18 protein-coding genes and 1 pseudogene are annotated in these 21,238 nt (G+C 30.7%); 6 read left to right on the top strand and 13 right to left on the bottom strand.

What is annotated here, in order from left to right:
- Positions 1-117: 117 nt before the first annotated feature.
- On the top strand, positions 118-723 hold the full coding sequence (locus tag ACE1MS_RS23585; RefSeq protein WP_447403045.1) for a CYTH domain-containing protein: 606 nt from the start codon (positions 118-120) through the stop codon (positions 721-723).
- Between the two features lie 399 nt (positions 724-1,122).
- Here ACE1MS_RS23585 and ACE1MS_RS23580 read toward each other — a convergent pair whose 3' ends face one another.
- On the bottom strand, positions 1,123-2,505 hold the full coding sequence (locus ACE1MS_RS23580) for a reverse transcriptase domain-containing protein (RefSeq protein ID WP_447403044.1): 1,383 nt from the start codon (positions 2,503-2,505) through the stop codon (positions 1,123-1,125).
- A gap of 7 nt (positions 2,506-2,512) precedes the next feature.
- Positions 2,513-3,391, bottom strand: a complete 879-nt coding sequence (locus ACE1MS_RS23575) for an SLATT domain-containing protein (RefSeq protein ID WP_447403043.1) — start codon at positions 3,389-3,391, stop codon at positions 2,513-2,515.
- 315 nt (positions 3,392-3,706) lie between these two features.
- On the opposite strand from ACE1MS_RS23575, the pseudogene ACE1MS_RS23570 reads away from it, so the two are divergent.
- The 4 genes and pseudogenes from ACE1MS_RS23570 to ACE1MS_RS23555 form a co-directional block, all read left to right on the top strand.
- Positions 3,707-4,004, top strand: a pseudogene (locus ACE1MS_RS23570) (recombinase family protein); the annotation flags it as partial.
- Positions 4,005-5,229: 1,225 nt separating this feature from the next.
- Positions 5,230-6,399, top strand: coding sequence for a tyrosine-type recombinase/integrase (locus ACE1MS_RS23565; RefSeq protein ID WP_447403042.1), 1,170 nt, complete (start codon positions 5,230-5,232; stop codon positions 6,397-6,399).
- A 236-nt stretch (positions 6,400-6,635) separates the two neighbouring features.
- Positions 6,636-7,205 (top strand): hypothetical protein, encoded by a 570-nt coding sequence (locus ACE1MS_RS23560; RefSeq protein ID WP_447403041.1) that lies wholly within the window; start codon positions 6,636-6,638, stop codon positions 7,203-7,205.
- On the top strand, positions 7,202-8,362 hold the full coding sequence (locus ACE1MS_RS23555) for a tetratricopeptide repeat protein (RefSeq protein ID WP_447403040.1): 1,161 nt from the start codon (positions 7,202-7,204) through the stop codon (positions 8,360-8,362). The genes ACE1MS_RS23560 and ACE1MS_RS23555 overlap by 4 nt, the downstream gene beginning before the upstream one ends.
- Before the next feature lie 562 nt (positions 8,363-8,924).
- Here the strand turns inward: ACE1MS_RS23555 and ACE1MS_RS23550 are convergent.
- Genes ACE1MS_RS23550 through ACE1MS_RS23540 form a run of 3 tightly spaced genes read right to left on the bottom strand, consistent with a single transcriptional unit; the run spans position 8,925 to position 11,021 of the window.
- The gene (locus tag ACE1MS_RS23550) at positions 8,925-9,497 is read right to left on the bottom strand and encodes a DUF1643 domain-containing protein (RefSeq protein ID WP_447403039.1); all 573 of its coding nucleotides are present in this window, start codon (positions 9,495-9,497) and stop codon (positions 8,925-8,927) included.
- 22 nt (positions 9,498-9,519) lie between these two features.
- Positions 9,520-10,242, bottom strand: coding sequence for a DUF6602 domain-containing protein (locus ACE1MS_RS23545; RefSeq protein WP_447403038.1), 723 nt, complete (start codon positions 10,240-10,242; stop codon positions 9,520-9,522).
- A gap of 17 nt (positions 10,243-10,259) precedes the next feature.
- Complete coding sequence (locus ACE1MS_RS23540; RefSeq protein ID WP_447403037.1) at positions 10,260-11,021, bottom strand: nucleotidyltransferase domain-containing protein; 762 nt, start codon at positions 11,019-11,021, stop codon at positions 10,260-10,262.
- A gap of 509 nt (positions 11,022-11,530) precedes the next feature.
- Here ACE1MS_RS23540 and ACE1MS_RS23535 point away from each other — a divergent pair.
- Positions 11,531-13,216 (top strand): M12 family metallopeptidase, encoded by a 1,686-nt coding sequence (locus ACE1MS_RS23535; RefSeq protein WP_447403036.1) that lies wholly within the window; start codon positions 11,531-11,533, stop codon positions 13,214-13,216.
- Between the two features lie 349 nt (positions 13,217-13,565).
- On the opposite strand, the gene ACE1MS_RS23530 is transcribed toward ACE1MS_RS23535, so the two are convergent.
- The 8 genes from ACE1MS_RS23530 to ACE1MS_RS23495 form a co-directional block, all read right to left on the bottom strand.
- A complete protein-coding gene (locus ACE1MS_RS23530; protein ID WP_447403035.1) occupies positions 13,566-14,216 on the bottom strand; it encodes a DUF3883 domain-containing protein in 651 nt (216 codons plus the stop codon).
- A 59-nt stretch (positions 14,217-14,275) separates the two neighbouring features.
- Positions 14,276-14,494, bottom strand: a complete 219-nt coding sequence (locus ACE1MS_RS23525) for a hypothetical protein (protein ID WP_447403034.1) — start codon at positions 14,492-14,494, stop codon at positions 14,276-14,278.
- Between the two features lie 1,727 nt (positions 14,495-16,221).
- Positions 16,222-16,716 carry a hypothetical protein gene (locus ACE1MS_RS23520; protein WP_447403033.1) on the bottom strand — a complete coding sequence of 165 codons (495 nt, stop codon included), beginning with the start codon at positions 16,714-16,716 and terminating at the stop codon, positions 16,222-16,224.
- 179 nt (positions 16,717-16,895) lie between these two features.
- Positions 16,896-17,408 carry a hypothetical protein gene (locus tag ACE1MS_RS23515; protein ID WP_447403032.1) on the bottom strand — a complete coding sequence of 171 codons (513 nt, stop codon included), beginning with the start codon at positions 17,406-17,408 and terminating at the stop codon, positions 16,896-16,898.
- Between the two features lie 783 nt (positions 17,409-18,191).
- Positions 18,192-18,488: a hypothetical protein gene (locus tag ACE1MS_RS23510; protein ID WP_090002822.1), complete on the bottom strand. Its 297-nt coding sequence runs from the start codon at positions 18,486-18,488 to the stop codon at positions 18,192-18,194.
- Positions 18,489-18,909: 421 nt separating this feature from the next.
- Positions 18,910-19,827 carry a hypothetical protein gene (locus ACE1MS_RS23505; RefSeq protein WP_447403031.1) on the bottom strand — a complete coding sequence of 306 codons (918 nt, stop codon included), beginning with the start codon at positions 19,825-19,827 and terminating at the stop codon, positions 18,910-18,912.
- Between the two features lie 110 nt (positions 19,828-19,937).
- Positions 19,938-20,645, bottom strand: a complete 708-nt coding sequence (locus ACE1MS_RS23500) for a thermonuclease family protein (RefSeq protein ID WP_274996855.1) — start codon at positions 20,643-20,645, stop codon at positions 19,938-19,940.
- Between the two features lie 130 nt (positions 20,646-20,775).
- Positions 20,776-21,216 carry a hypothetical protein gene (locus ACE1MS_RS23495; protein ID WP_274996857.1) on the bottom strand — a complete coding sequence of 147 codons (441 nt, stop codon included), beginning with the start codon at positions 21,214-21,216 and terminating at the stop codon, positions 20,776-20,778.
- Positions 21,217-21,238: the final 22 nt, after the last annotated feature.

Here is a 21,238-nt window from a genome sequence, read left to right as displayed (position 1 = left end):
TCCATTCCTCCTGTTTTTTTAAAAATATTACCAATTAAGCTTAACATAATTATAATATAGAATAAATCTAATTTGTGATAGAATATATAAGCATTTAAGAAAGGGGAGCGATTTTACTTGTCTTATGAAAAGGAATTAAAATTGTTATTAAATAAAGAGGATTATTCTTTTTTTGTGAATTCATTTCAAGAAATCACTAATCCGCTGAATCAAATTAATTATTATTTTGATACTAATGAGTTTTCATTAAATCAATTAGGTGTTACTCTTCGAATAAGAGAAGAAAATGAAAGAAATTTGCTTTTATGTTTAAAAACTAAATTAAATGATTTATTAAGTGATATTACTATTTCAAATGAGCTTGAAAAAAATATTTCAAGAACTGATTTTAACCAATATCAAAAGAATCCAGAGGAAATTATTACTTACTTAAATAATGAAATACCAGTCTCAATAAAGAAAAAATTAGAAAATAATCAACTACAACTTCTTGGTTCTATAAAAAATCAAAGAAGAAAATTATTATTTAATGAGTATATTTGTGATCTAGACTATACCATCTATCCAAATGGGGAAGTATTTTATGAAATGGAGTTTGAAGGTATGGAGTCTGAATTAGATTCTGAAAAAATAATGCAATATTTGGATATTAACGAAATAAAATATACAGTAAATAAGAAAAGCAAGTATAAGCGTTTTGTAGAATGTATAGTAAATAATTAATAAAATCAAAATCAACCCACGGTATATAATTACCATGGGTTATTTTTTAGTAATCTTTATATTTATCTTATAATTTTTTCCTGAACAACCCGCAGAAGGAAGATTCCTTATTTTACTTTGTGTAATTTTACCATGAATAAGAAAAATATACCATAATAAATAGTATTCATTGCTTTTGTTTGTTCTTCTTTCTTTTAATCGTTCGTTGTCACTGTCGTCGTGTCTGTCCTTGCCTCGCCTCGCTGTGTTGTGGTGCTGTGCTGGACTGTGTGCTTGTGTCTGTGGGTGTGCTAGTATCGTCAATTAAAATATGTAGAATTTAAATAAAACAATAAAAGCGTTCCCCTTGATGGGATACGCCTTTGCATAGTAGTTATTATTGAGGTAGAACAGAAATTTTCAAGAAATATCTTGTACATCTTGTTCTAACAACTTTATTGGTTTATATACCTTTGCATAATAAAATCTCTCAATTTGTTCTTCCGTTTTAATAAATCTCTCTTTAACATTAAACGTAGCTAACAATAAAGACTTTTTGTCTTCAATGGTAAGATCATCAGGTCTATGAATATATTTTGTTTTTGACCTATTATAAATAATTTCATAATATGATTTTAAAAAACTCTTAACTACTAACCCTTTAAAATTCCCCTTAAGTTTAAAGTCTTCAATTAGTTTTTTTACAAACCAATCCAAGTGACGAAAAACATTTTTATCGTCTATTTGTGAATAGAAAAATACCCATCCATACTTCTTTTCTTTTTCAGAAGTTCCATTTACTTTATTACTGATGGAACCAGTTATTTTATTATTTAAATAAAAAATAAATTCACTAGGTGAAATTGTTTTTGTATGACGATAACGTGTAAACATATCTACAATTGATTTTTCAAACTTTAATTTTGTAGATTTTTTTATTGTTAAGCCTATATCCCCCGTTGACTTCAATTTCTCAATTCTATATCCTAAAAAATCATAGCCAACCTTATCTATTCTCCCTTGACTACACTTATCTTTATTTACTTTCAATTTATGGTCTTCTTCTATATCCTTAAAAATATCAGACTTAATTTTAGTTATATCTTTTTCTTGGCATAAGATTAGTATGTCATCAACATACCTATAGTAACGGAATTTCCGTTTACACTTGTATTTTTTGTCCATATCTAAAAAATATACTTCAGCTAAAATATTTGAAATAGACAATCCTTGCGGTACACCTACAATGTTAGAATATAAGCTATCTTCTTTTAAATGGTTTTTCGATACTGTCGGAGTTCTAATAGCATTTAAAATCAAATCTTTAACAAGAGGGGTTCTAATTTTCTTAGATAACTTCCTATCCAAAATATTATGATTTATATTATTATAAAAGTTTTTGATATCTATTTTTATAAAAGAATCGAAATTATTTAATTCATTTTTCATATCACCAATTACTGATTGCACTAATGGCTGATCTATTGAAAATGATTCTTGAATTATTTTATGCAATCCTTTATGAACTATTTTGTCTCTAATAGTAGGAATTGATATAACTCTAGGAAAACTATTTTTAGTTTTTAAAAACAATTTTTCTTTATATGCTGTAAATTTGTATGTACCATTTAAAACTTTTCTGTTAATTGTACTTAAATGAGTATCAATATTTTTATCAAACACTCTCTTAACCATTCTATCTATCCCCGAAGCAGTGTTATAATGGATTGTTTTATCATATAGGTCTTTTAAGTTTTCTATTTTATACATATGATTAAAATGTAAATAAGCTGGTAATGGCATTTTTAAATCACTTCCAAATAAATAATAAAACAAGTGCAATAAACGGGATTATAAAAATCGATATCTTTAAAGTCCAACTTGTGAATTTATATTTTTTATAGGAACTTTGATCTTCTGGTGTATTTAACTTCTTATTGTTTTTTAGGTAAATCAACCGATCTACATAACTATGATTATCAGTTTTCTCTAATATATGGTTGTACTCTTTTTTAATTTCATTAAACTTATAAAATCTTTTCTGATAATCTAAATCATCAAGTAAGAGATCCTGACATTGACTTTCAATTCTTGTCAAATCTAAATAACACTGTTTATAAGCTATTGCTTTTTCTTTATAACTGAATAAGGATACAAACAGGGATATTCCAAATAAAGCCACAGAGGAAATCAAAGTTAGAACAGTGATCTTGTCTACCATATCTTTGTCAGAAATAACAAGACCTAATATTGATAAGGCTAAAACAATTAAAGTGTAAAAATTTACAACAAATAAAGAAAAAACATTGTTACTATTCATTCTTGCTTCTGATTCCATCCTGGTCTTTTTAGTAACCCATACTCTATTATCTTTAAAATGAGTAATCTCGTTAATAAGATTAGTTTCCTTATCCGACTTTTCATCCGATTTTTCAATAGTAGTTAATCCAACTAATATGTCTTTAATTTCATTTAAAATAATACTATCATGCTTTTCTGACTTATTCATCTCAGTAAATATTTCTTTGATAACAGTTAAAAGAGTATTATCAATATTCTTAGTGCTATTTTCTTCTATATTAGTCTTTTCAGATTCACCTTTAATCCCATCTAAATGTGTATGTTCTTCTTTTTCAATATCATTTGATTCAGTTTCTTGTTTTTTAGTTTCAGTCGATTGTACCAACATTTTCACCTCTTTAATTGGTTGAGTAAGGTTCCGATGGTTTGGATGGAATATTCCCGTAGGAATCACCGTAGATACAAATATGTACCATTGATTAGAACACCTCGTGAGGTCATTTAACTGGAACCTTACTCCTATTTAATATCTCACAACCCACAATATTTTACAATATTATACAAGGTATTACATAGAAATATTTCCATTTGAAAATTACAGACTATAAAATAGAACAAAAAAGAGACATTCTAAGAGATGACCCCTTTAAATGCCCCTTTAAGATATCCTTATTTCATGTAGGTTTGACAATTTATCCTTATTGGGCACTCCCTTTTTATTAAGTCTATTGACCGTCTAGGACGTAACAAACAGCAAATAAAAGAGTACCTTCAACAGTTCAAGAATGAGGGCATTAGAGTGAAGATCATATACCTTCCAACCACTATGCAAGACGTTCCTAAGGGGCAAGAATGGATTATAGATATGATTAACAACATTATCATAGAGGTTGGCAGAACAGGAACGTGAGACTATTAAACAGCGTCAGGCTGAGGGAATATCGGTGGCAAAAGCTAAAGGTAAACATTTAGGTCGTCCTGTTATGGAATTACCTAAGGAAACGTTCCTTGTCATGATCAGCTGTTTACATTAGCTTTGTTTCAAACTCTTTTAACTGTTCAACTTTATCAGGAAAAATACTATATAATTCTTTTTTTGCTAATGGTTTATAGACAAAATAATTATTATTCCCCACTTTGCTTTTCTTTTCTCTATTAGACCCACTTCAACCAATTGTTTTAAACTGCGGTGTATTGTCGCTTTACTTCTAATTCGTGTACTAATCATTAACTGTGGAATTGGTGGAAAGGCATAACCATATTCAACATTATAAAACTGCTATTTACTCATACGTTTTAAATAATTTTAATGCAGACGACTTTATAGACAAAATGTAAATATTCAACTTTTTTTTATGAAAGACCAGATATTAATTCTTCTAATACCATATTTGAGTTTAAATCTATTAGAACACTTCCCTTCTTGAAATATAAAAAGTACCTTAATTTCATGTATTCCCTGTTTTTGTAAAGACCTCTGTGAGACAAATTGAGACATATCATTATACGACAACCGAATTTTCAAGTCGTCTCAGAACGCCTAGGTTTCAAATTGTTCAGTAATTAACAACCTTCTAATTCTTTGATTCCTTTGAATATCGCATTTTCCGTCTTTCAAAAACGAAGAACAGTTTTGAACTTGAATCTTTAATGTATGGAATTCCTTAAAAACCTAAAATGGAAGTTATCATCAGATACTTCTTTTGCCACTTTGCTATTAGCAAAGGAATCTTCCTCTATACGTGAATAATTCGGTAGAGTCATATGGGTGATTTTGCTGGTAAGCTTGGCACTAAACTGTTGTTGTGGTTGACCACCATATTGAGGAGCAAGACCATCTTCTGAAATACAAGGCTCTCTAAATTGGACACCAATTATTAAATTTGTTTTATAAATACGTTTATAATATAAATGTAATAATATATATATATATAATCACAATAAATAAATGGTCTATTTTTTTAGGTGTTCTATATTTATGTCTGTAGTACAATTAATTTATTGGTAAATATATAGAAATAGATTAATTACAGTAAGTTCTTAATTTTCTGTAATTAAAGGTGCTTAATTTAAGATATTTAACAATTTTGATTTGAGTATGCTAAACCTCAAATTGGGGGATTAAAATTAGAACTTTTTATTTTTGAATAAAAATAAAAAGTTTAGATTCTAATGTCTTACTTACAAGACACCAAATCTAAACTTTATCTTTTTAGGAGGTTTAATGTGGAAATTAAAAACCCAAAAAGCAACCTTCCAGGTAATAATACCTTCAACTTAAATTTTGATCATCAGCATATGCAGTATTTACTTAATTTAACAGAACAGTCTGAAACCAAGAATATGCCACGTTTTGAGTATTTTACTGATCGAGATATGGTATTGTGGTACCTTTATCATTCGAAACAGTTATACAGTAATCGTGGCCGCAGCACTCGGTCTACATTAAAATACAAAGCAGAAATCGAGCAGTTTCTTAACTATCTCTTACTATACAGTGACGAAATTGGTGTAGATATATCAGAGATGAAGGAGAATTCTTTGTTTAAGTCATTGCAGCCTCGGCATATTCGTAGATACCAGGAATGGCTTGCTACCAATAGCCCTTACGTGAAGAAAAAGATAAGAGAGAAGGACGCACAAGAACTGCAGAAACAAGCAACGGTGGGTTATTCCATAGCAACACTTGAGAGGAAAACAACCATTTTAAAAGGATTTTTCAAACAGTTATATGAAAATAAATACATCCATGAACGTTTACACGATGGTTTTAAATCGATTAGCGTGACTAGTAATGATCGCCCTAATCGAGACATGGGGCCTTCTGAAGTGTTAGAACTACTACGATATTTTGAAGAAAATAATAATCCAATAATGTTTGCTTTGGTCCATGTACTAGTTACTACTGGTATGCGTAATGAAGAGTTATGTAGGTTAAACGTGGAGCATATGCGAAAGGATATGATAAAAGGTGGTTATTACCTGGATGTCTTAGGAAAAGGCGGAAAATGGCGAAGAATTCCTTTAAAAGACAAAGTAGTAGTAAGTATTAAAAAATTTCGCGGAATTAGGGGCTTAGCTCCAATAGAAGCGGCAGAAAAGACGTCTCCCCTACTTACTACAAAAACGGGTAATGCTTATTCACCTAGTTATTTGGATCAAGTATTTAAGCGAGAATTTTCAAAGCTTGAAAGTGAAAGAGTCATCACACCTCATATATTCCGCCATGCATTTGCAATCATTTCTCATATAAATGGTGCAGATATATATAAAATTATGAAATCACTCGGTCATGAAAAGATAGAAACGACTATCATTTATATGGAAAAGGTTTTAGAAACAGATCAGCATGCAATTCATGAATGGAAAGAGATTAGTTTTGAGGGGTATATCTAATTTACTATTATAGCTCTGGAATAAAGGTTGATTAATAAATATCCCTCAATCCATATCTAATAGCAACCTCAAAAACTCCATTTTGAAAAAAGATTGTTCAAAATTGAGTTATTCCTTATAGATAAGTATGAGATGAAATTAAGTTTGTTCTGGGAGAAGAAACTGGATTATTTAATCTTCTTTTTGAAGATGCTTCTGTATATATAGATGAATTTGGAAACCATTCAGATCCGATTTTGATTAGAAACATACTTTTAATAAAAGCAAATGCTGCGTCAACACTTGGGAAAAAGGAGCTAGCATATAATATATACCAAGAGATTTTAAAAGAATCCACTGACGACTATGGTACTTCGGCATGGGCACATCGAGGCTTAGCCCTTAATCTCGGTTCTGACAATCCGGATGCATGTTATCATGAGTCCCTAGCAGCAGAAGCATTTTTGTTAGACGGAAATAAAAAGCAGTTTATTACAAGTAAAACTGGATTAGCAAAAAGTGTAGAGAAAACCCATCCCGAAAAGGCCATTGAATATCTTGATGAAGCTATTGATGTTTTAAATTTGGAAGACATTGAAGAAAGAGAATGGATAGCTTCATTATCATTGAATAAAGCTACAATTTATCACAATTGGGGTAAAATTGATGAAGCAGTTAAAGAAGCCAAAAGATCGGTTACTCTTAGGGGGAAAAATGTTCCAATGGGCTCTGAAACTCAAATGATTGCTAGTCTTAACGCTGCCTTATTTTTTTCGAAACAAAGCAAAGATGGAAAAAAACCTATAAAGAAAAATACGAGGATATGATTTCGGAGCTTGAGGAGCTGATACTGGATCAGGATAAATCAACTTATTTATTTAGGAAAAGATTGTCACAAGCACTGGCTCATAAAAAATATTCTGAACTTGAACAAATGGAACAAGAAGTGATGGAGTATGACGATGCAGAAGTAACTGCATCCTATTGGATTGGCAGAGTCATTACGAATCCGGCTATGCCTTTCATTGAAAAACTGGAGTTAACTGAAAAGGCTTGGGCAGAATCTTCAAAACCAAAAGTAAATACCAATTTAAAGGCAATTATTTGCAATTTATTTGCAAGTATTTATCTTGAAACTGAATTAGATGATAAAGCCTTATTCTGGTTTAAAGAGTCACTAACCTATAATCCATTCTTTTTCCCTAGTAGCCAAAACTACCTCGCATTACTTTGGAAAAATGAAAAATGGGTAGAAGCAGTTAAGTTTTTAGAAGAACAACGAAAAAGATTTGGGGATTTACCATCAATCTTATTTGCTTATGGTAAATCATTAGTTGAGGCTGGTGAATCAGGTAAAGCTCTTCCGATACTTCGAATTGCGCAAAAGAAAAATCCTGAAGCTGAGTATATTAGTAATTATATGGAGAAGGCATTGGATCATTGGAACGGAACATCGGAAAATGTACCAGATACCCAAGCAACTATATTTCCTTCAGAATCTGTTACTATTACATCCTTAGAAAATTGTTTGAAAGATTTCGTAAGATTTATTGGATATGACAAACGGATGAGTTTTTGGAGAAGTGATTCTAAACTAAAGGGGCATAAATGGGTATCTTCACCAGAACAACATGGGCAAAATCTATTACACACTTTCATAAAATCTCGATTTGGAGAAAAAGTAGAAGCAATTGAAGAAGTTGATACAGGTGCGGGAAGAATAGATGTTTATTTACGATTTGAAAATGGTCTAAAGACAATTATTGAGTTGAAGATGTGTGGAGGAGGTTATTCTGAGGGATATGCAGTTTCAGGAATTGATCAGCTAACACATTATTTAAAAAACAAACAAACACACCTCGGTTTTCTCCTTGTCTTTGATGGGAGAATAAGAGATAACGGGAAAGGGATTCAGCCTACCTATTCATACAAAAATTACACTATCCGATCATTTATTGCTGATGTCAGACCAAAAGTAAAATAAGATACTATTACCAAACACCTTTATATTAATTATAGTGTTCTCTCAATATCTAGTTTTTTTACATTTACCTTTGTGGTAATTCTTTACCTCTTATAGGTATTTGATATTATAAAGTTGGGCCATATTGATTCTCCTTTTTTGCCTCTCTACGTTGATAGTTTGTTAACCATCCCAAGAGAGGTTAATAAAATTATATGGCTCGATTTTTATTTAATAAGCAGTAATACTTAAACTATACTGCTTTATTAAGTAAATGATTTCACAAGCTCTACTAAATGCAACCAAGATATTTAGGTGTTATTCCACAACTTGGCCCGATTGTGGGATAAGAAGAGATCCTGCATATCAACACAGGATCTTTAATCAATCTTTATTTTACATGTTGTTTTACAATTTCTTTGATTTTTTGATTGATTAACTTAATTGTTTCATAATCGAAAATCTCAGCGTATTTATCGGGGTGAATATTCATCCTTTTACACAATAAAAATAATGTTTCATTGTCTATGCTAAGGAAAAGCGTAGTAGATTTTTCTATTAGCGATTTTCTTTTTCTTCCCATTCACACAAAACCTTCGCATTCACCATATTTTTTTATTTCGAAATTATAAGGATTGTCAGTCAGATACATACTCAAATGTGCTGGATCATATACGATGTTTTCTTTACTTGTATATACAATTCTATATAATTTTTGAAGTAAGCCATTGGTTTCTAGTAAATTTAACAGTTGCAATCGTCTATCATCAAACTGTGTATCCCTACCCCACGACAATATTATTCGTTCAGCACTTAAACACTCATTTAGGATTACTTGATCGTTAGTTGGATCATTCGCAACATTTAGTGTATTCCTTTTCTTTAAAATACTAGTGTCTTTTGTAATTAAAGAATACATATTTAAAATAACGATTTCGCTGTAATGTTCACGTATCCCAATATTTGATGCTAACCTATTTGTTTTATCAAATAGTAACTCATCAGCATATGACGGGTTGATCAATAAATAACAAAGCTTTTGTTTATTTATATTTGAATACTTATCAGTTTTATATATACGTTTCAAGTAATATCTGCGTTTTAAATCATCAGAAAAATAACTTTCAATTTCAATGCTGCCTTTATAGATGACCATTGCAAACTCCAATCTTATTATTTTAAATGGATTCTAATGATTCGGCATACTTCAAAATATCCATAGCCGGGATAGTGCCTAATTTTTGTAATTCGATCAACAAATTTAAAAAAAAGAAAATCAAACTTTCTTTTGTGGTACTTGTAACCAGCTGATTTTTATCATCAAATTTAAATGAACCAGTGTCTAAAGAACACCCTATATCTAATTTCTGATCGCCATCTAAAGCTGTAATATGTGCTTTAAAAGGCTCTCCTAATCCTGGTGTCCAGACACTACCTACTGTTAATATACCTGCGATTATCTTATTTAATGCTTTAGGTTTATAGAATCCTCCTGCATGTGGGATTGGTGCAGAAGTACGCTGTAATTTTCTTACACTTTCGGCTTTTTCCCCCGCATAAATAATATATTCTTTACTTATATCTTGTTTAACCTCAAAAATGGCGTAAACACTCTCAGCTGGAATATACTTAACACCATCCTGATTAAAAACAAATGGTGAATACTGTCGATCATAGATAACTACATCAATTTGGTCACTTATATTATTTTGATAATCAATAATAAATGCTGAATCCACACTATATCGTTGTGGTAGATAATCGCATAATAGGTTTATCCAATTGGTTTCGAGAGTATCTCCCTTAGACCCAGGATGAGTAATAAACGCTCTATTAGTAGCCAATTTTTGTTGCATTTGTTGCTGTAAACTATAGAATAGGTTTTTAATATCTATTGTCATCATATGTTCCTCCCTTATTACCAGATAATCTCTTCCCAATATCCTTTTTTAGTACACTCTATCGCTTTGTTCACAATCTGATTTTTCTCAGACTCTGTTAAATCATTAGAGATAATATTACCAGTATTAGAAGGATCTACTATCCGTTTCGATTTAAAATTAGTTGTTAGCTCGTTCAATAAGAACCAAAAGTTATTAGTTAAATCATTCTTTGATTTGTGTTTTAATGCTTCCAGAGTGAATAATTCTAAATACATTGATGGGAAGTCTAATCCATGTAACTTTCTCCAAATTTTCAACAATATGATTTCTTTGGTTCTACCAGATTCTTTGATTAATTTAATATGCCGTTCCACATTCGTCTGTGTCCATGTATTTGTTTTATTTTTGTACAGGTTATGAAAATTCGTATTACCAGAATGTTTTTTTGAAGGGACTAAATCAATTGAAAGGTCATTATATTTCAAACCAATTGATACATTTTGTTTTCGAACGTCATATCCCTTTGATTTCATATGATTATATAACGAGTTATAAATGCCGCCTAACGTAACTGTACAATTAGAGTTTAGTGAAATGAATAAGTCTAAGTCTGATGAAATCTTTATCGCTGTCCCCTTAGATCTTGAACCTGAAAGAAATATTTTATTTAAATCGTAACCAGCCCAGGATTCTAATTCATTTTCAATAGTGCCAACTACGTAATATTTAGTTAACGCGTCTATTTCTCCAGGCAGATGATACTTATTTATAATTTTATTTAAATATGTATCTGACAAATTAATACCCCCACTTTTTGCAAAATAATACAAATATAGATTATTTAATTATATGTCATGGATATTTTATTGTATATCTATTTACCTTCATTGAGGTGATAGTATTGTCGTATCTTTATATAAGTATTCCTTCATTTTTGATAGTCCAATAGGAATTTTATGCTCTATTTTTTAGCACAAATCTCTCTTGATAAAGTAATTCTAAGGAAGAGTGAGGCTAAATCGGAAAAGTCTATCTACTCCTTATTGGTATGGGTTCTGATAGAGATTAATCGAAATAAAATCAATATTTTAAGTTACATAATAAGTACTCTCTTTTGAAAAATGATTGATTCAACTGGGATATAAAAAAGTTCAAAAGAGCGTAGGTATCTTTTTTGTCTACACTTATTACTTAATTAAAATTTTGTATGAATAATATGCGCAATTAATGCCCACTACTAACCTATTGGTGATGTGGAGCAGTAAAAAATTAATATCTCAGGGAATTTATTAAAGGAGGTACAGTTATGTCAATTGAAAATATTATTATGTGTAGCACTAAAGTTCCTAACGGTATAAATAACCCCTTTTCTCTTGCTAATAATAAACCTGGTGATGGTGCTAGTTTGCCTCGGTATTTTGCAGTAGCCTCGAATTATCTGTGGGAACCAGGCACCGAAATAAGAGTTCGATTTTTGGAAGACCCCCCAAGAATCCCTGTTGACCCCATAGTAAAAAGTAAAATAGAAAGTTGTGCTCGCGAATGGGAAAAGTACGCAAATATAAAACTTAGTTTTGGAAACCATCCTGATGCTGAGATTAGAATAGCTTTTGATTCAGGTGAAAATGGAGGATATTGGTCACGTATAGGAACTGATTGTAAACGGATTAACAAAAATGAGCCTACGATGAATTATGAAGGTTTTACTTCTAATACAAGTGAGAGCGTATATTATCGAGTAGTACTACACGAGTTTGGTCATGCATTAGGGTTATATCATGAACATCAAGGTCCTGAAGCTGCTAGCGTTATTAAATGGAATAGAGAGGCTGTGAAAAATTATTATAAAAATAAAGGGTGGAATGAAGAAACCATTCAAAGGAATATATTTGAAATTAATAATTCTACTAATTACACTCACTTTGATAAAGAATCAATTATGGTCTATGCGATTGACCCTAGTTTGACTGAAGATGGTTTTTTTGTGGAATGGAATTATAAACTATCGGATATTGATAAGCAATTTATAAAGAAAATTTATCCATATATAAGTGATATAAAACAAATTCCGGGGTGGTTCGGTGCAGAGAATCAAGGTGGTGGAATTGCCATCGCAGATATAAATGGAAACGGGAACGTAGACTTAATTGTCTATCACATAGATAATCCTGGTGGAGAAAATCATGGATACTATCGTATTGGAAGAAATCTTGATTCAAATGGAAATCCACAAAATGGTTGGAGCGACCCGATTCCAATCCCTGGTTGGTTCGGTGCAGAGAATCAAGGTGGTGGAATTGCCATCGCAGATTTAAATAGAAACGGGAACGTAGACTTAATTGTCTATCACATAGATAATCCTGGTGGAGAAAATCATGGATACTATCGTATTGGAAGAGATCTTGATTTAAACGGAAATCCACAAAGTGGTTGGAGCGACCCGATTCCAATCCCTGGTTGGTTCGGTGCAGAGAATCAAGGTGGTGGAATTGCCATCGCAGATATAAATGGAAACGGGAACGTAGACTTAATTGTCTATCATATAGATAACCCGGGTGGAGAAAATCGTGGATACTATCGTATTGGAAGAGATCTTGATTTAAACGGAAATCCACAAAGTGGTTGGAGCGACCCGATTCCAATCCCTGGTTGGTTCGGTGCAGAGAATCAAGGTGGTGGAATTGCCATCGCAGATATAAATGGAAACGGGAACGTAGACTTAATTGTCTATCACATAGATAACCCGGGTGGAGAAAATCGTGGATACTATCGTATTGGAAGGGATCTTGATTCAAATGGAAATCCACAAAATGGATGGAGCGACCCGACTCCAATCCCTGGTTGGTTCGGTGCAGAGAATCAAGGTGGTGGAATTGCCATCGCAGATATAAATGGAAACGGGAACGTAGACTTAATTGTCTATCATATAGATAACCCGGGTGGAGAAAATCATGGATACTATAGAGTTTTGTCTGATTTAAGTACTATGTAAAGCATTGTGACAAAAAGAGGAAACCCCCTTGATAAGTCTCAAGGGGGTGACGTCTTTTATTTTTATTTATATTGTAAGTGCATGTTATACATTCATTTTCTAAGAAAGGACTTACTCTATATGACATATTCCCCCATCCTTTGTCAGCCACTCAAGCCATGTTGGTATGAAAAGTTTTCGATAACATGAACAAATCCATTGAACTAATAACTATCCAGTTATTGTTACAGCAAATACATTTAGACGATTCGAGACAGGTAACTATCCAATTTAACAAATCTCGATGCGTCTGACATTGTAATTACCTTTTTTTAGCTACCGTTAGTTTATTGACTAATGGTTGCTTACTTTATAACTTTGCACTATAAACAGTAGGTTTTATATTTAAGGTAGCTTTTAGGTCACCTTCTATTCTAAAGAATTTGCCAGAATTAAATTCATGGTTATATTCATAGACTCTATATAATTCGTAGTTACTTGCATAAATTGAGGAAAATGCCAGTTCATTAGCTGATATCATAAACGACGTATTGATTCCACCTTTTGTTTTTTTAACCTCTCTATATATAGAAGTACCATCCTTTTTAATAGCTCCTATATCGTACCCAGCTCCATCACCTTCTATAAAAGAATTATGGATTGTATCGTAACCCAATACATTTTGGAGATGGTTAATTACTAATAATTCACCTTTCAGCCCATGTTCAAAATTCCTTTTACTATTCTCAGTATAATCTACTTTAGTAGCAAAAAAGTTTCTGGATTCGCTTATTTTGTTTGGTGTTGAACTTGGTGCCTTGGATTCTGTTAATAGGTTCTGATCCTGAACTATATTCTCATGATTAGTAGTTATAGATTTTTGTAGTATTAACCCTATTCGTTCTAATACATAGGAAGGGGGTACTTCCCAATCAATAATTTGCCATTTTAAAATAAACTGGTTGTTCCCTAGTAGGATCATTTGCGATGTATGCAAGTCCCAAGTATGTAAATGGATCAACTTGCTGAGTTTTCTTATCTTTCTTTTTAGTTCTTAAAAGAAGGTATATATTTAAATGATTATGACTTAAATTGCTTTATAAATTTATTATTTAACGTTTGTTTAGGCTGAGATTGCCAAGTCAATATACCATCTTCCGTTATACTTTCATCAAAATTATGGCCTAGTTGTTTTTGACCAAACGTTACAAAGAACACGTAGTCTTGTTCCCTTTTGGGAATCTTTACTAAACCATGTAGTCCCCAATTCCCATCTCCTATTGTAAATGACGTAGCCATCAAATATATTATATACTTCTTCTCTAGAGTACTGATCGAATAATTTTAAGGGCTTTACTGACACTTTAGTCACCTCAAATCTACATTGATTCAATGTTCCACCAAATAATAATTTCTTGTTTATTTTATCATTTGTGCTGTTTCAGCTGCTTCATTTTCTCCAATTGCCTTATGTGTTGAGCACACCCATTATTCACCAACAGAATAATTTTATTGGAAAGGATTATTTAGCATGCGGTTTTTGTTTATATTTTCTTTTTCAGAGTTTTCGGTATATCGGAATGGACACTCGACTATGAAAGCCCCTAATAGTGTCTTCAGCATCTCTAGCTGTTCTTGAATACTATTTCCTGATTTCCATCCTTAGTATAGATAATGTGTAATCCAAAATAATTAAGTTTGTTTAAAATTGCTGCCTAACAAATAATGTTTTATTCCATTATTTATTTTACTTTATTAACATATAAATCAACTAAAGCAAAGGAATAATTGACTTTGCTTCTGTTACTGACTATAATTAAAATGATTGGAGATCTCGACCTAAGATGAAATAACTCATGCTACTGAGTATCATCATTATTATTGGTCGAGTTCTTTTTTGTTTCACTAATTGATGAAATAGGGGATTTTAACCTTAAAGCTGTGATGTACAACTTAGAAACATCATTAGCTGCTTCATCTGTTACAACATCAGGCGTCGATTATTAAATGTCTTATTAAGGAAAATTATTTTTAAGAGAAAAATAGAAATAGTATGTGGAATAAATAGAAAGTTGTATAGCGTGAGTGTTATACATGAGCGAGTAACTGGAGTGTTAGAAGGTAATAACAAATCAAGTAACAGAAGCAAAGGAATAATTGACTTTGCTTCTGTTACTGACTATAATTAAAATGATTCGAGATCTCGACCTAAGATGAAATAACTCATGCTATTGAGTATCATCATTATTATTGGTCGAGTTCTTTTTTGTTTCACTAATTGATGAAATAAGGGATTTTAGCCACTCATCAAACCTTAAAGCTGAGATGTACAACTTTGAAACATCATTAGCTGCTTCATCTGTACCATTTACAACATCAGGCATCAACTTAGTAAAAACCTTATAAATCTTAAATGAAGTCATTAGTACAACGGCGTTCAAGTTAGTACTACCAAACTCAATACCCATAAAAGTCATTATGACTTTAAACAAGGATATAAGGGAAGTTGAAAGAATCACCAGCATTAACAGTAGTCTTAACATTTTATAGATAAATATTGATATCATTTGTTTTGTTAAGAAGGTGGATGTTTCTTGTTGACATGATTCTTCTTCTTCTGCAATTAATTTTCTATATTTTATATATTGTTCTGTGATACCCTCTATTGTGCCAACAAATGCGACTAAACCTATAAATAAAAGTGTTAATCTTATGGATACTAATATATCATGTATTGGTATAAATATTTTACTTCCCCCTCTTTCGGCAACAGCGCCAGATTTAAAGACACATTATTTAGGAATCTTCCTTTATAGATGTTAATTAACATCCCTCCTCTCTTCCTATTTGAGAACGACAAAAAACACTTCCTCAAATAAAGTTCAGACGAATCCCTAAATAGAATCGTTAGAACACTTATTAAGAAAGTGTTTAGTAATTGCCCTACCGTGTGGCTGAGCATAATAGTCGTTAATCAAATATAAATCAAAATTACCATTTTACATAACAGTTGTCAATATAATCCCTCACCTACAATTACTATTTATTAGCGCTATTCCATAACCTACAGCTTCAAATACAAGTTTATTAGGGTGCATTGTATTATTATGAACTATCTCAAGATGCTCATAAAACTGTTCTTTTGTAACGAAGGAATACCAATTAGGGGTAATAGCATGGTTAGTTGTTGTTCTATTTGTAACAAGATTATACTGCGATTCATCAAATATTTCAAAATTCCATAACTCAACACAATTAAAATAGTAATTATCTTTAATTTGAATTGCTAACTCTTTTGCATTTGTATCGTAGTAAACCTTTAAAAATGGTATAAGTTTATTTAACATAGAAGCAGCTTTTTTTATGGCGGCTTCTTTATTGCTAGCAATGAATTTATAATTAGTAAGTAATTCGAAATTAAAGTTAGCCATATTCATTTGTATTGCAACTGTATAGATTGGTAATTTAACTAAATTCTCTAAAGTTTGTATAGATATTGTTGTATCTAAATTGAAGTCCATAATTAAATTCCTCCATTATATTTTAGCATTACAGATCCATATTATTGTGGATATTTCAAACCTATGGATCTATCTCCTAAATAAACTCATTGATTGGTTCATATTATTTAAATACCTGGTAACTTCATAATAAATTCCACTTAGATTACTTCTGTGATAATAAAAACTACAAATCATAGTTAAGCATCAGTGTTCTTTAAAGTATTAAATAAAATGCTATTTAAGAGAGTATAGACTATGTATACTTCCATAAAACTCAATGAATCCTTTAAATCTTTATTACTTAATAAATAATCAAGGATATGAGTTAAGGCATTATAATATTTATTATGTGAAATAGAAAGGACCGCTTGCTGCAGATTATCAGAACGACTAAGATCAGTTAAAATGTCATGTTGAAAAATTAGTGTCTGTTGATTATATTGAAATGCTAAATTAATCAAGGTAGGTATTATCGAAATAATGTGTGACTGGACCTCTTCGTTTAAAGCCGATTCTTTTAATTCTCCTTCAATTAGATTTGATAATTCTAACCGAGTTATTAATTGTTCTTTACCTCCATTCTCTAAAAATATTTTGATACATTCAAAAGAATCAGTAGTGGTTGAAAAAGTAACCTCATGTTTACCATTGTTCAATGAGATTGAAGGTTTACTATATCCTCCTATAGTGGATAATAATTTTTTTAACATTACAATTCTCCTTTTAACAATGAATAGCTAGATAATTAGATGTTTAAAAGCTTTGATAACTATATCTTCTGCTCCCAGAGCCTCAAAAGAGATATATGTTAAACAGGTGCATAAAACTATAATGTACGATCCTAAAAGTAATAATGGATACATATTTTTTTTTGACATAAACCTGCACTCCTTATAAGTGTTTGATACAAGAATTTTTCGTTTTTTATTCAATTTTACACACCTCTTCTCTCTAGAAGTGCTTACTGAATATTTTACCTAACTGGAATTCGGGCTCGGTTGTACGAAAAGACAGTTAAAATAGACATTGTTTTTCGATTTTACCGATACTATAAATTCGATTTTTATTAGCAAAGATAATATTTGTTCGATTCTCTTTTTTTCATATTTTTCATATCAATATTTATGCTTAAATATATTTCTTAATAAAAAACAAAAAAGAACACAATTATCCTGTTTAGAATAACGGCGTTCTTCGCAATTTCACATATTATTTTAGATAATTTTACCACATATATATGGATTTGTTAATAGCTATATAAGTGGACTTGAAAAGAAATACAACAGGAGCCTGTTGTATTTCTTCGATGAATATACAGAAATTATATAAGTTTTAAAAGAAGATTTATCAGAATATCAATTTTGAATAATTGATATTTTGTCAAATTGTTTGAAATAACAATAGTATATAGAACAACTGTTTTATAAGTCCTATTTGTTCTATATTAATTTCTTATCTCACAAATAACCCTGCAATGAATTTAGTATAGATAGTTAAAATTTAGGTTTATATAGTAAAAAACTATCTATGTCATTTTTATATATTTTTGTGAGTTGTTCAAATTCCTGAGGGCTTATTTGTGTTGGTTCCATGGCATCTAAAATCTGGATGTGTCTAGGGATATTATTTAACGGATATTCTGCAGAATGAGAATGACGTGATAACACATTTACTTGTCCAGTTTTCGAATCTCTTGAGACCTCTCTTATATTTGCAATTATGAGTAATATATTCTCTTCTTCTATTCGATCTATTATACGCAGAAATTCGTATTTTATTTGGCGGCCCATTAAGAATCATCCATCCTTTTACAAATTATGTTTTTTAAGTATTGTTATATTTTGTTAATGTAAGGTCATTTTTATTCTACATTATTATAGGCCTAAATGCAAAAGGACTAGATAATTCAGAATTGTTTATTTTTTAAAGCTATATTCAAGCTAAACCCTAGCGCCACCTAGGTTTTTCAAAAAAACGAATGTTGCTTTAAATGTCGAATTTTCCGTAATTTACAAAGAAAATGTTAGTGATTATTTTCACCTTGCAATAGTATTTATCTAATGTTTTTTGTACAAATAACGCATAACATTTTTAGTTTTGATTACTATAATATCTTGTATTTATATTAATGTCTAAAGTTCTTTACTTCACTTTCATCATTTCACTTCAATAGGATATGTCTATAGTAATTTAAGTTCTTAAGTATAAGCGTTATTTTTTATTATTCTGTAAATAATTCCAGCCTTTATTTCCAGCAAAACGCCTAATGGCTGTGCGTGAATGTGTATCATGTAATTTATTGAGCCGATCTGGATCCTTATGTGACATGTAATTCAATATGAATTTGTTATTACCTAAAAGCCCGAGTACATGAAGTTGTATTTCAGTTAAATTAAAGCGCTTAGGATGTGAGAGATCGATATGTTTTACAAGCCACTCACCTATATTCTCTGTCTGCTCGTTAACTGAATCCTTATGTCCTTTGATATCAAGAATCTCTGTGTTTCTAATTAAATGATAATAAAAATTCCGTTTACCGCCATTATTATCTAAACCTTGGAAATAAAAAAGAAGGTTCGGCAAATTATTTGAATCCATAAATTCTATGACTGAGGACGGTGCAAATGGAAGTTCTTGTTGTTCAATAACTTTATCATCAATAACTAAATTTATCTCTTCCTGAGAATGTAAATTGTACTTTCTTAATGTGTCCACATTTAAAAGTACAGGATTTAAAGAAATTCTTCCAAAGAAGGTAGTCACCGTTAATAGCGAATCCTTAACTTCAAAGGAAAATACTATCTCATTATCTAAAATGGCCAACCCTCGTTCCAATACTAATATACGATCTGGATTTATTAAGATGGCAACTCTAAATATATTAGTAAGTACTTCATCAGTAATTATTGGACCTACTCTTTGGTTCCATCTTTCTAATGCATGGAAATCAACTTCAACTTCTTTAATGCCATTTAGTAATTTAAAATCCAAGAAATGGTGTGATAAATTTTTTTTCAGAAATATTGCGTAATCGTTCTTGGGAATATTTAAAAATGATTTTGCCTTTGTTATTTGAAGATTACCCACTGGGTATAGATCTTCCATCTTTACAACTGATTTTTTATCCATAGTTAATCATTTCCTTTATTAGTATCTATTAATAATCTACGAATTACTAAGTGTGTTGTCAAAGCAGAAAATTTGTTCCTATGTTATTTGTATCCAAGATTAAGGGTAGTTTATTTAATTAAAAACTTCTCAAAATCTGATCCATTAACTTTAATGTCTTTAATTATGGACTTAATTTCCTCTTCATTTACATCAAGTACATCTGTAAAATGCCCCTCTAATGTGTTATTGAGGTTTACAAAGCCATCAATTGCCCAAACACCTAATGATTTATTTCGTGCTAAAGTCTGTAAGTTCTCTAATTTTGACATATAACTCTTTACAGATGGAGAGCTTTGGTCAATTATAGCTAAACCATTTTTTAAAAGAACTTCTTGAATGGAGACATTTGAATTTTTTAAGTGAATATATCCTTGTGTTTCGTTCAAAGGATTACTATTTTCTGAATCCGAAGTTGCTGTTTCTTCAAGGATATCTAGGGTAATTTCTTTATCTAATATCAATTTTTTTAAGGTTGCATTTGTTTCATGTGATAATGGGAGATTATCTGTTGGAAGTTTAATCGACGCTAATGCAATTTTTACAATCCCGTCTTCATTAATAGCCCAACCTTTTTGTATCATATCATCTCTTTTTGGCACTTTAACTCTAATAATATTGTCTTCGGTAACTTCCACGACATACCCATTATAAGTTGCAATTTCTGTGTCAGTTGACTTTTCGATAACATGATTAATCTCCTCTTCTGAACCGTAATTTGGTGTTTTACAACTGGATAAAATGAGTGCAGATAAAACTATTAGTGTGAGTTTTTTCATAAATTCATCTCCTTAACAAAAAAAGCACGCAAGTTACCTATAATAGATAACTTGCGTGCTTCGCAAAGTTTATATTTTTATCTTACATTGAATTTATATGTTTTGGAATAGTAACGTCTAATTTCAATTGTTAGTGAGTAAGTTTTTTTTTGATTGATTTAGCTTCATATTTAGGTCTTTTATTTATATAACCGTAGGTACTCAAGATTTGATTTAAAAATACTAGTGTAGGATTATTAATTTTTTTGCCTTCTAATACTAAAAAAAGAGGAGTTCCCTTCTTAAAAGATTTAATAATCCATACAGGTTTATTTATTTCTTCATAGGAAATCTTGTATTCTGGATGAACTAATTGCTCAATAAATAATGTAAATATATCTGGGTTAAGTATAATTTCGTTATAAGTATAAAAGAATCCCCTCCTTTTCAAATCCCTTATGCTTAACTCTATATATTCGGCTAAACTATTATAAAGGTTACCGTCAACATAGTCTGCAATAGGTCTTATTAGTTCTTTTTTTGAGATTCTTGAACGAACGATTACTTTGGTGTTTTTTTCTAAAAATTTCATTCATTTTCCATCCTTTCTTTTT

The sequence above is a fragment of the Lysinibacillus sp. fkY74-1 genome (assembly GCF_053165895.1).
Note: the sequence above shows the minus strand (reverse complement) of the source record. Positions and strands in the feature narration are given on the sequence as shown.

Excerpts from the sequence above, each read along its gene's own strand:
- ACE1MS_RS23580 (WP_447403044.1), bottom strand. The coding sequence starts at position 2,505 with ATGCCATTACCAGCTTATTTACATTTTAATCATATGTATAAAATAGAA.
- ACE1MS_RS23575 (WP_447403043.1), bottom strand. The coding sequence starts at position 3,391 with ATGTTGGTACAATCGACTGAAACTAAAAAACAAGAAACTGAATCAAAT.
- ACE1MS_RS23555 (WP_447403040.1), top strand. The coding sequence starts at position 7,202 with ATGATTTCGGAGCTTGAGGAGCTGATACTGGATCAGGATAAATCAACT.
- ACE1MS_RS23550 (WP_447403039.1), bottom strand. The coding sequence starts at position 9,497 with ATGGTCATCTATAAAGGCAGCATTGAAATTGAAAGTTATTTTTCTGAT.
- ACE1MS_RS23545 (WP_447403038.1), bottom strand. The coding sequence starts at position 10,242 with ATGACAATAGATATTAAAAACCTATTCTATAGTTTACAGCAACAAATG.
- ACE1MS_RS23535 (WP_447403036.1), top strand. The coding sequence starts at position 11,531 with ATGTCAATTGAAAATATTATTATGTGTAGCACTAAAGTTCCTAACGGT.
- ACE1MS_RS23525 (WP_447403034.1), bottom strand. The coding sequence starts at position 14,494 with ATGGCTACGTCATTTACAATAGGAGATGGGAATTGGGGACTACATGGT.
- ACE1MS_RS23520 (WP_447403033.1), bottom strand. The coding sequence starts at position 16,716 with ATGGACTTCAATTTAGATACAACAATATCTATACAAACTTTAGAGAAT.
- ACE1MS_RS23515 (WP_447403032.1), bottom strand. The coding sequence starts at position 17,408 with ATGTTAAAAAAATTATTATCCACTATAGGAGGATATAGTAAACCTTCA.
- ACE1MS_RS23510 (WP_090002822.1), bottom strand. The coding sequence starts at position 18,488 with ATGGGCCGCCAAATAAAATACGAATTTCTGCGTATAATAGATCGAATA.
- ACE1MS_RS23505 (WP_447403031.1), bottom strand. The coding sequence starts at position 19,827 with ATGGATAAAAAATCAGTTGTAAAGATGGAAGATCTATACCCAGTGGGT.
- ACE1MS_RS23500 (WP_274996855.1), bottom strand. The coding sequence starts at position 20,645 with ATGAAAAAACTCACACTAATAGTTTTATCTGCACTCATTTTATCCAGT.
- ACE1MS_RS23495 (WP_274996857.1), bottom strand. The coding sequence starts at position 21,216 with ATGAAATTTTTAGAAAAAAACACCAAAGTAATCGTTCGTTCAAGAATC.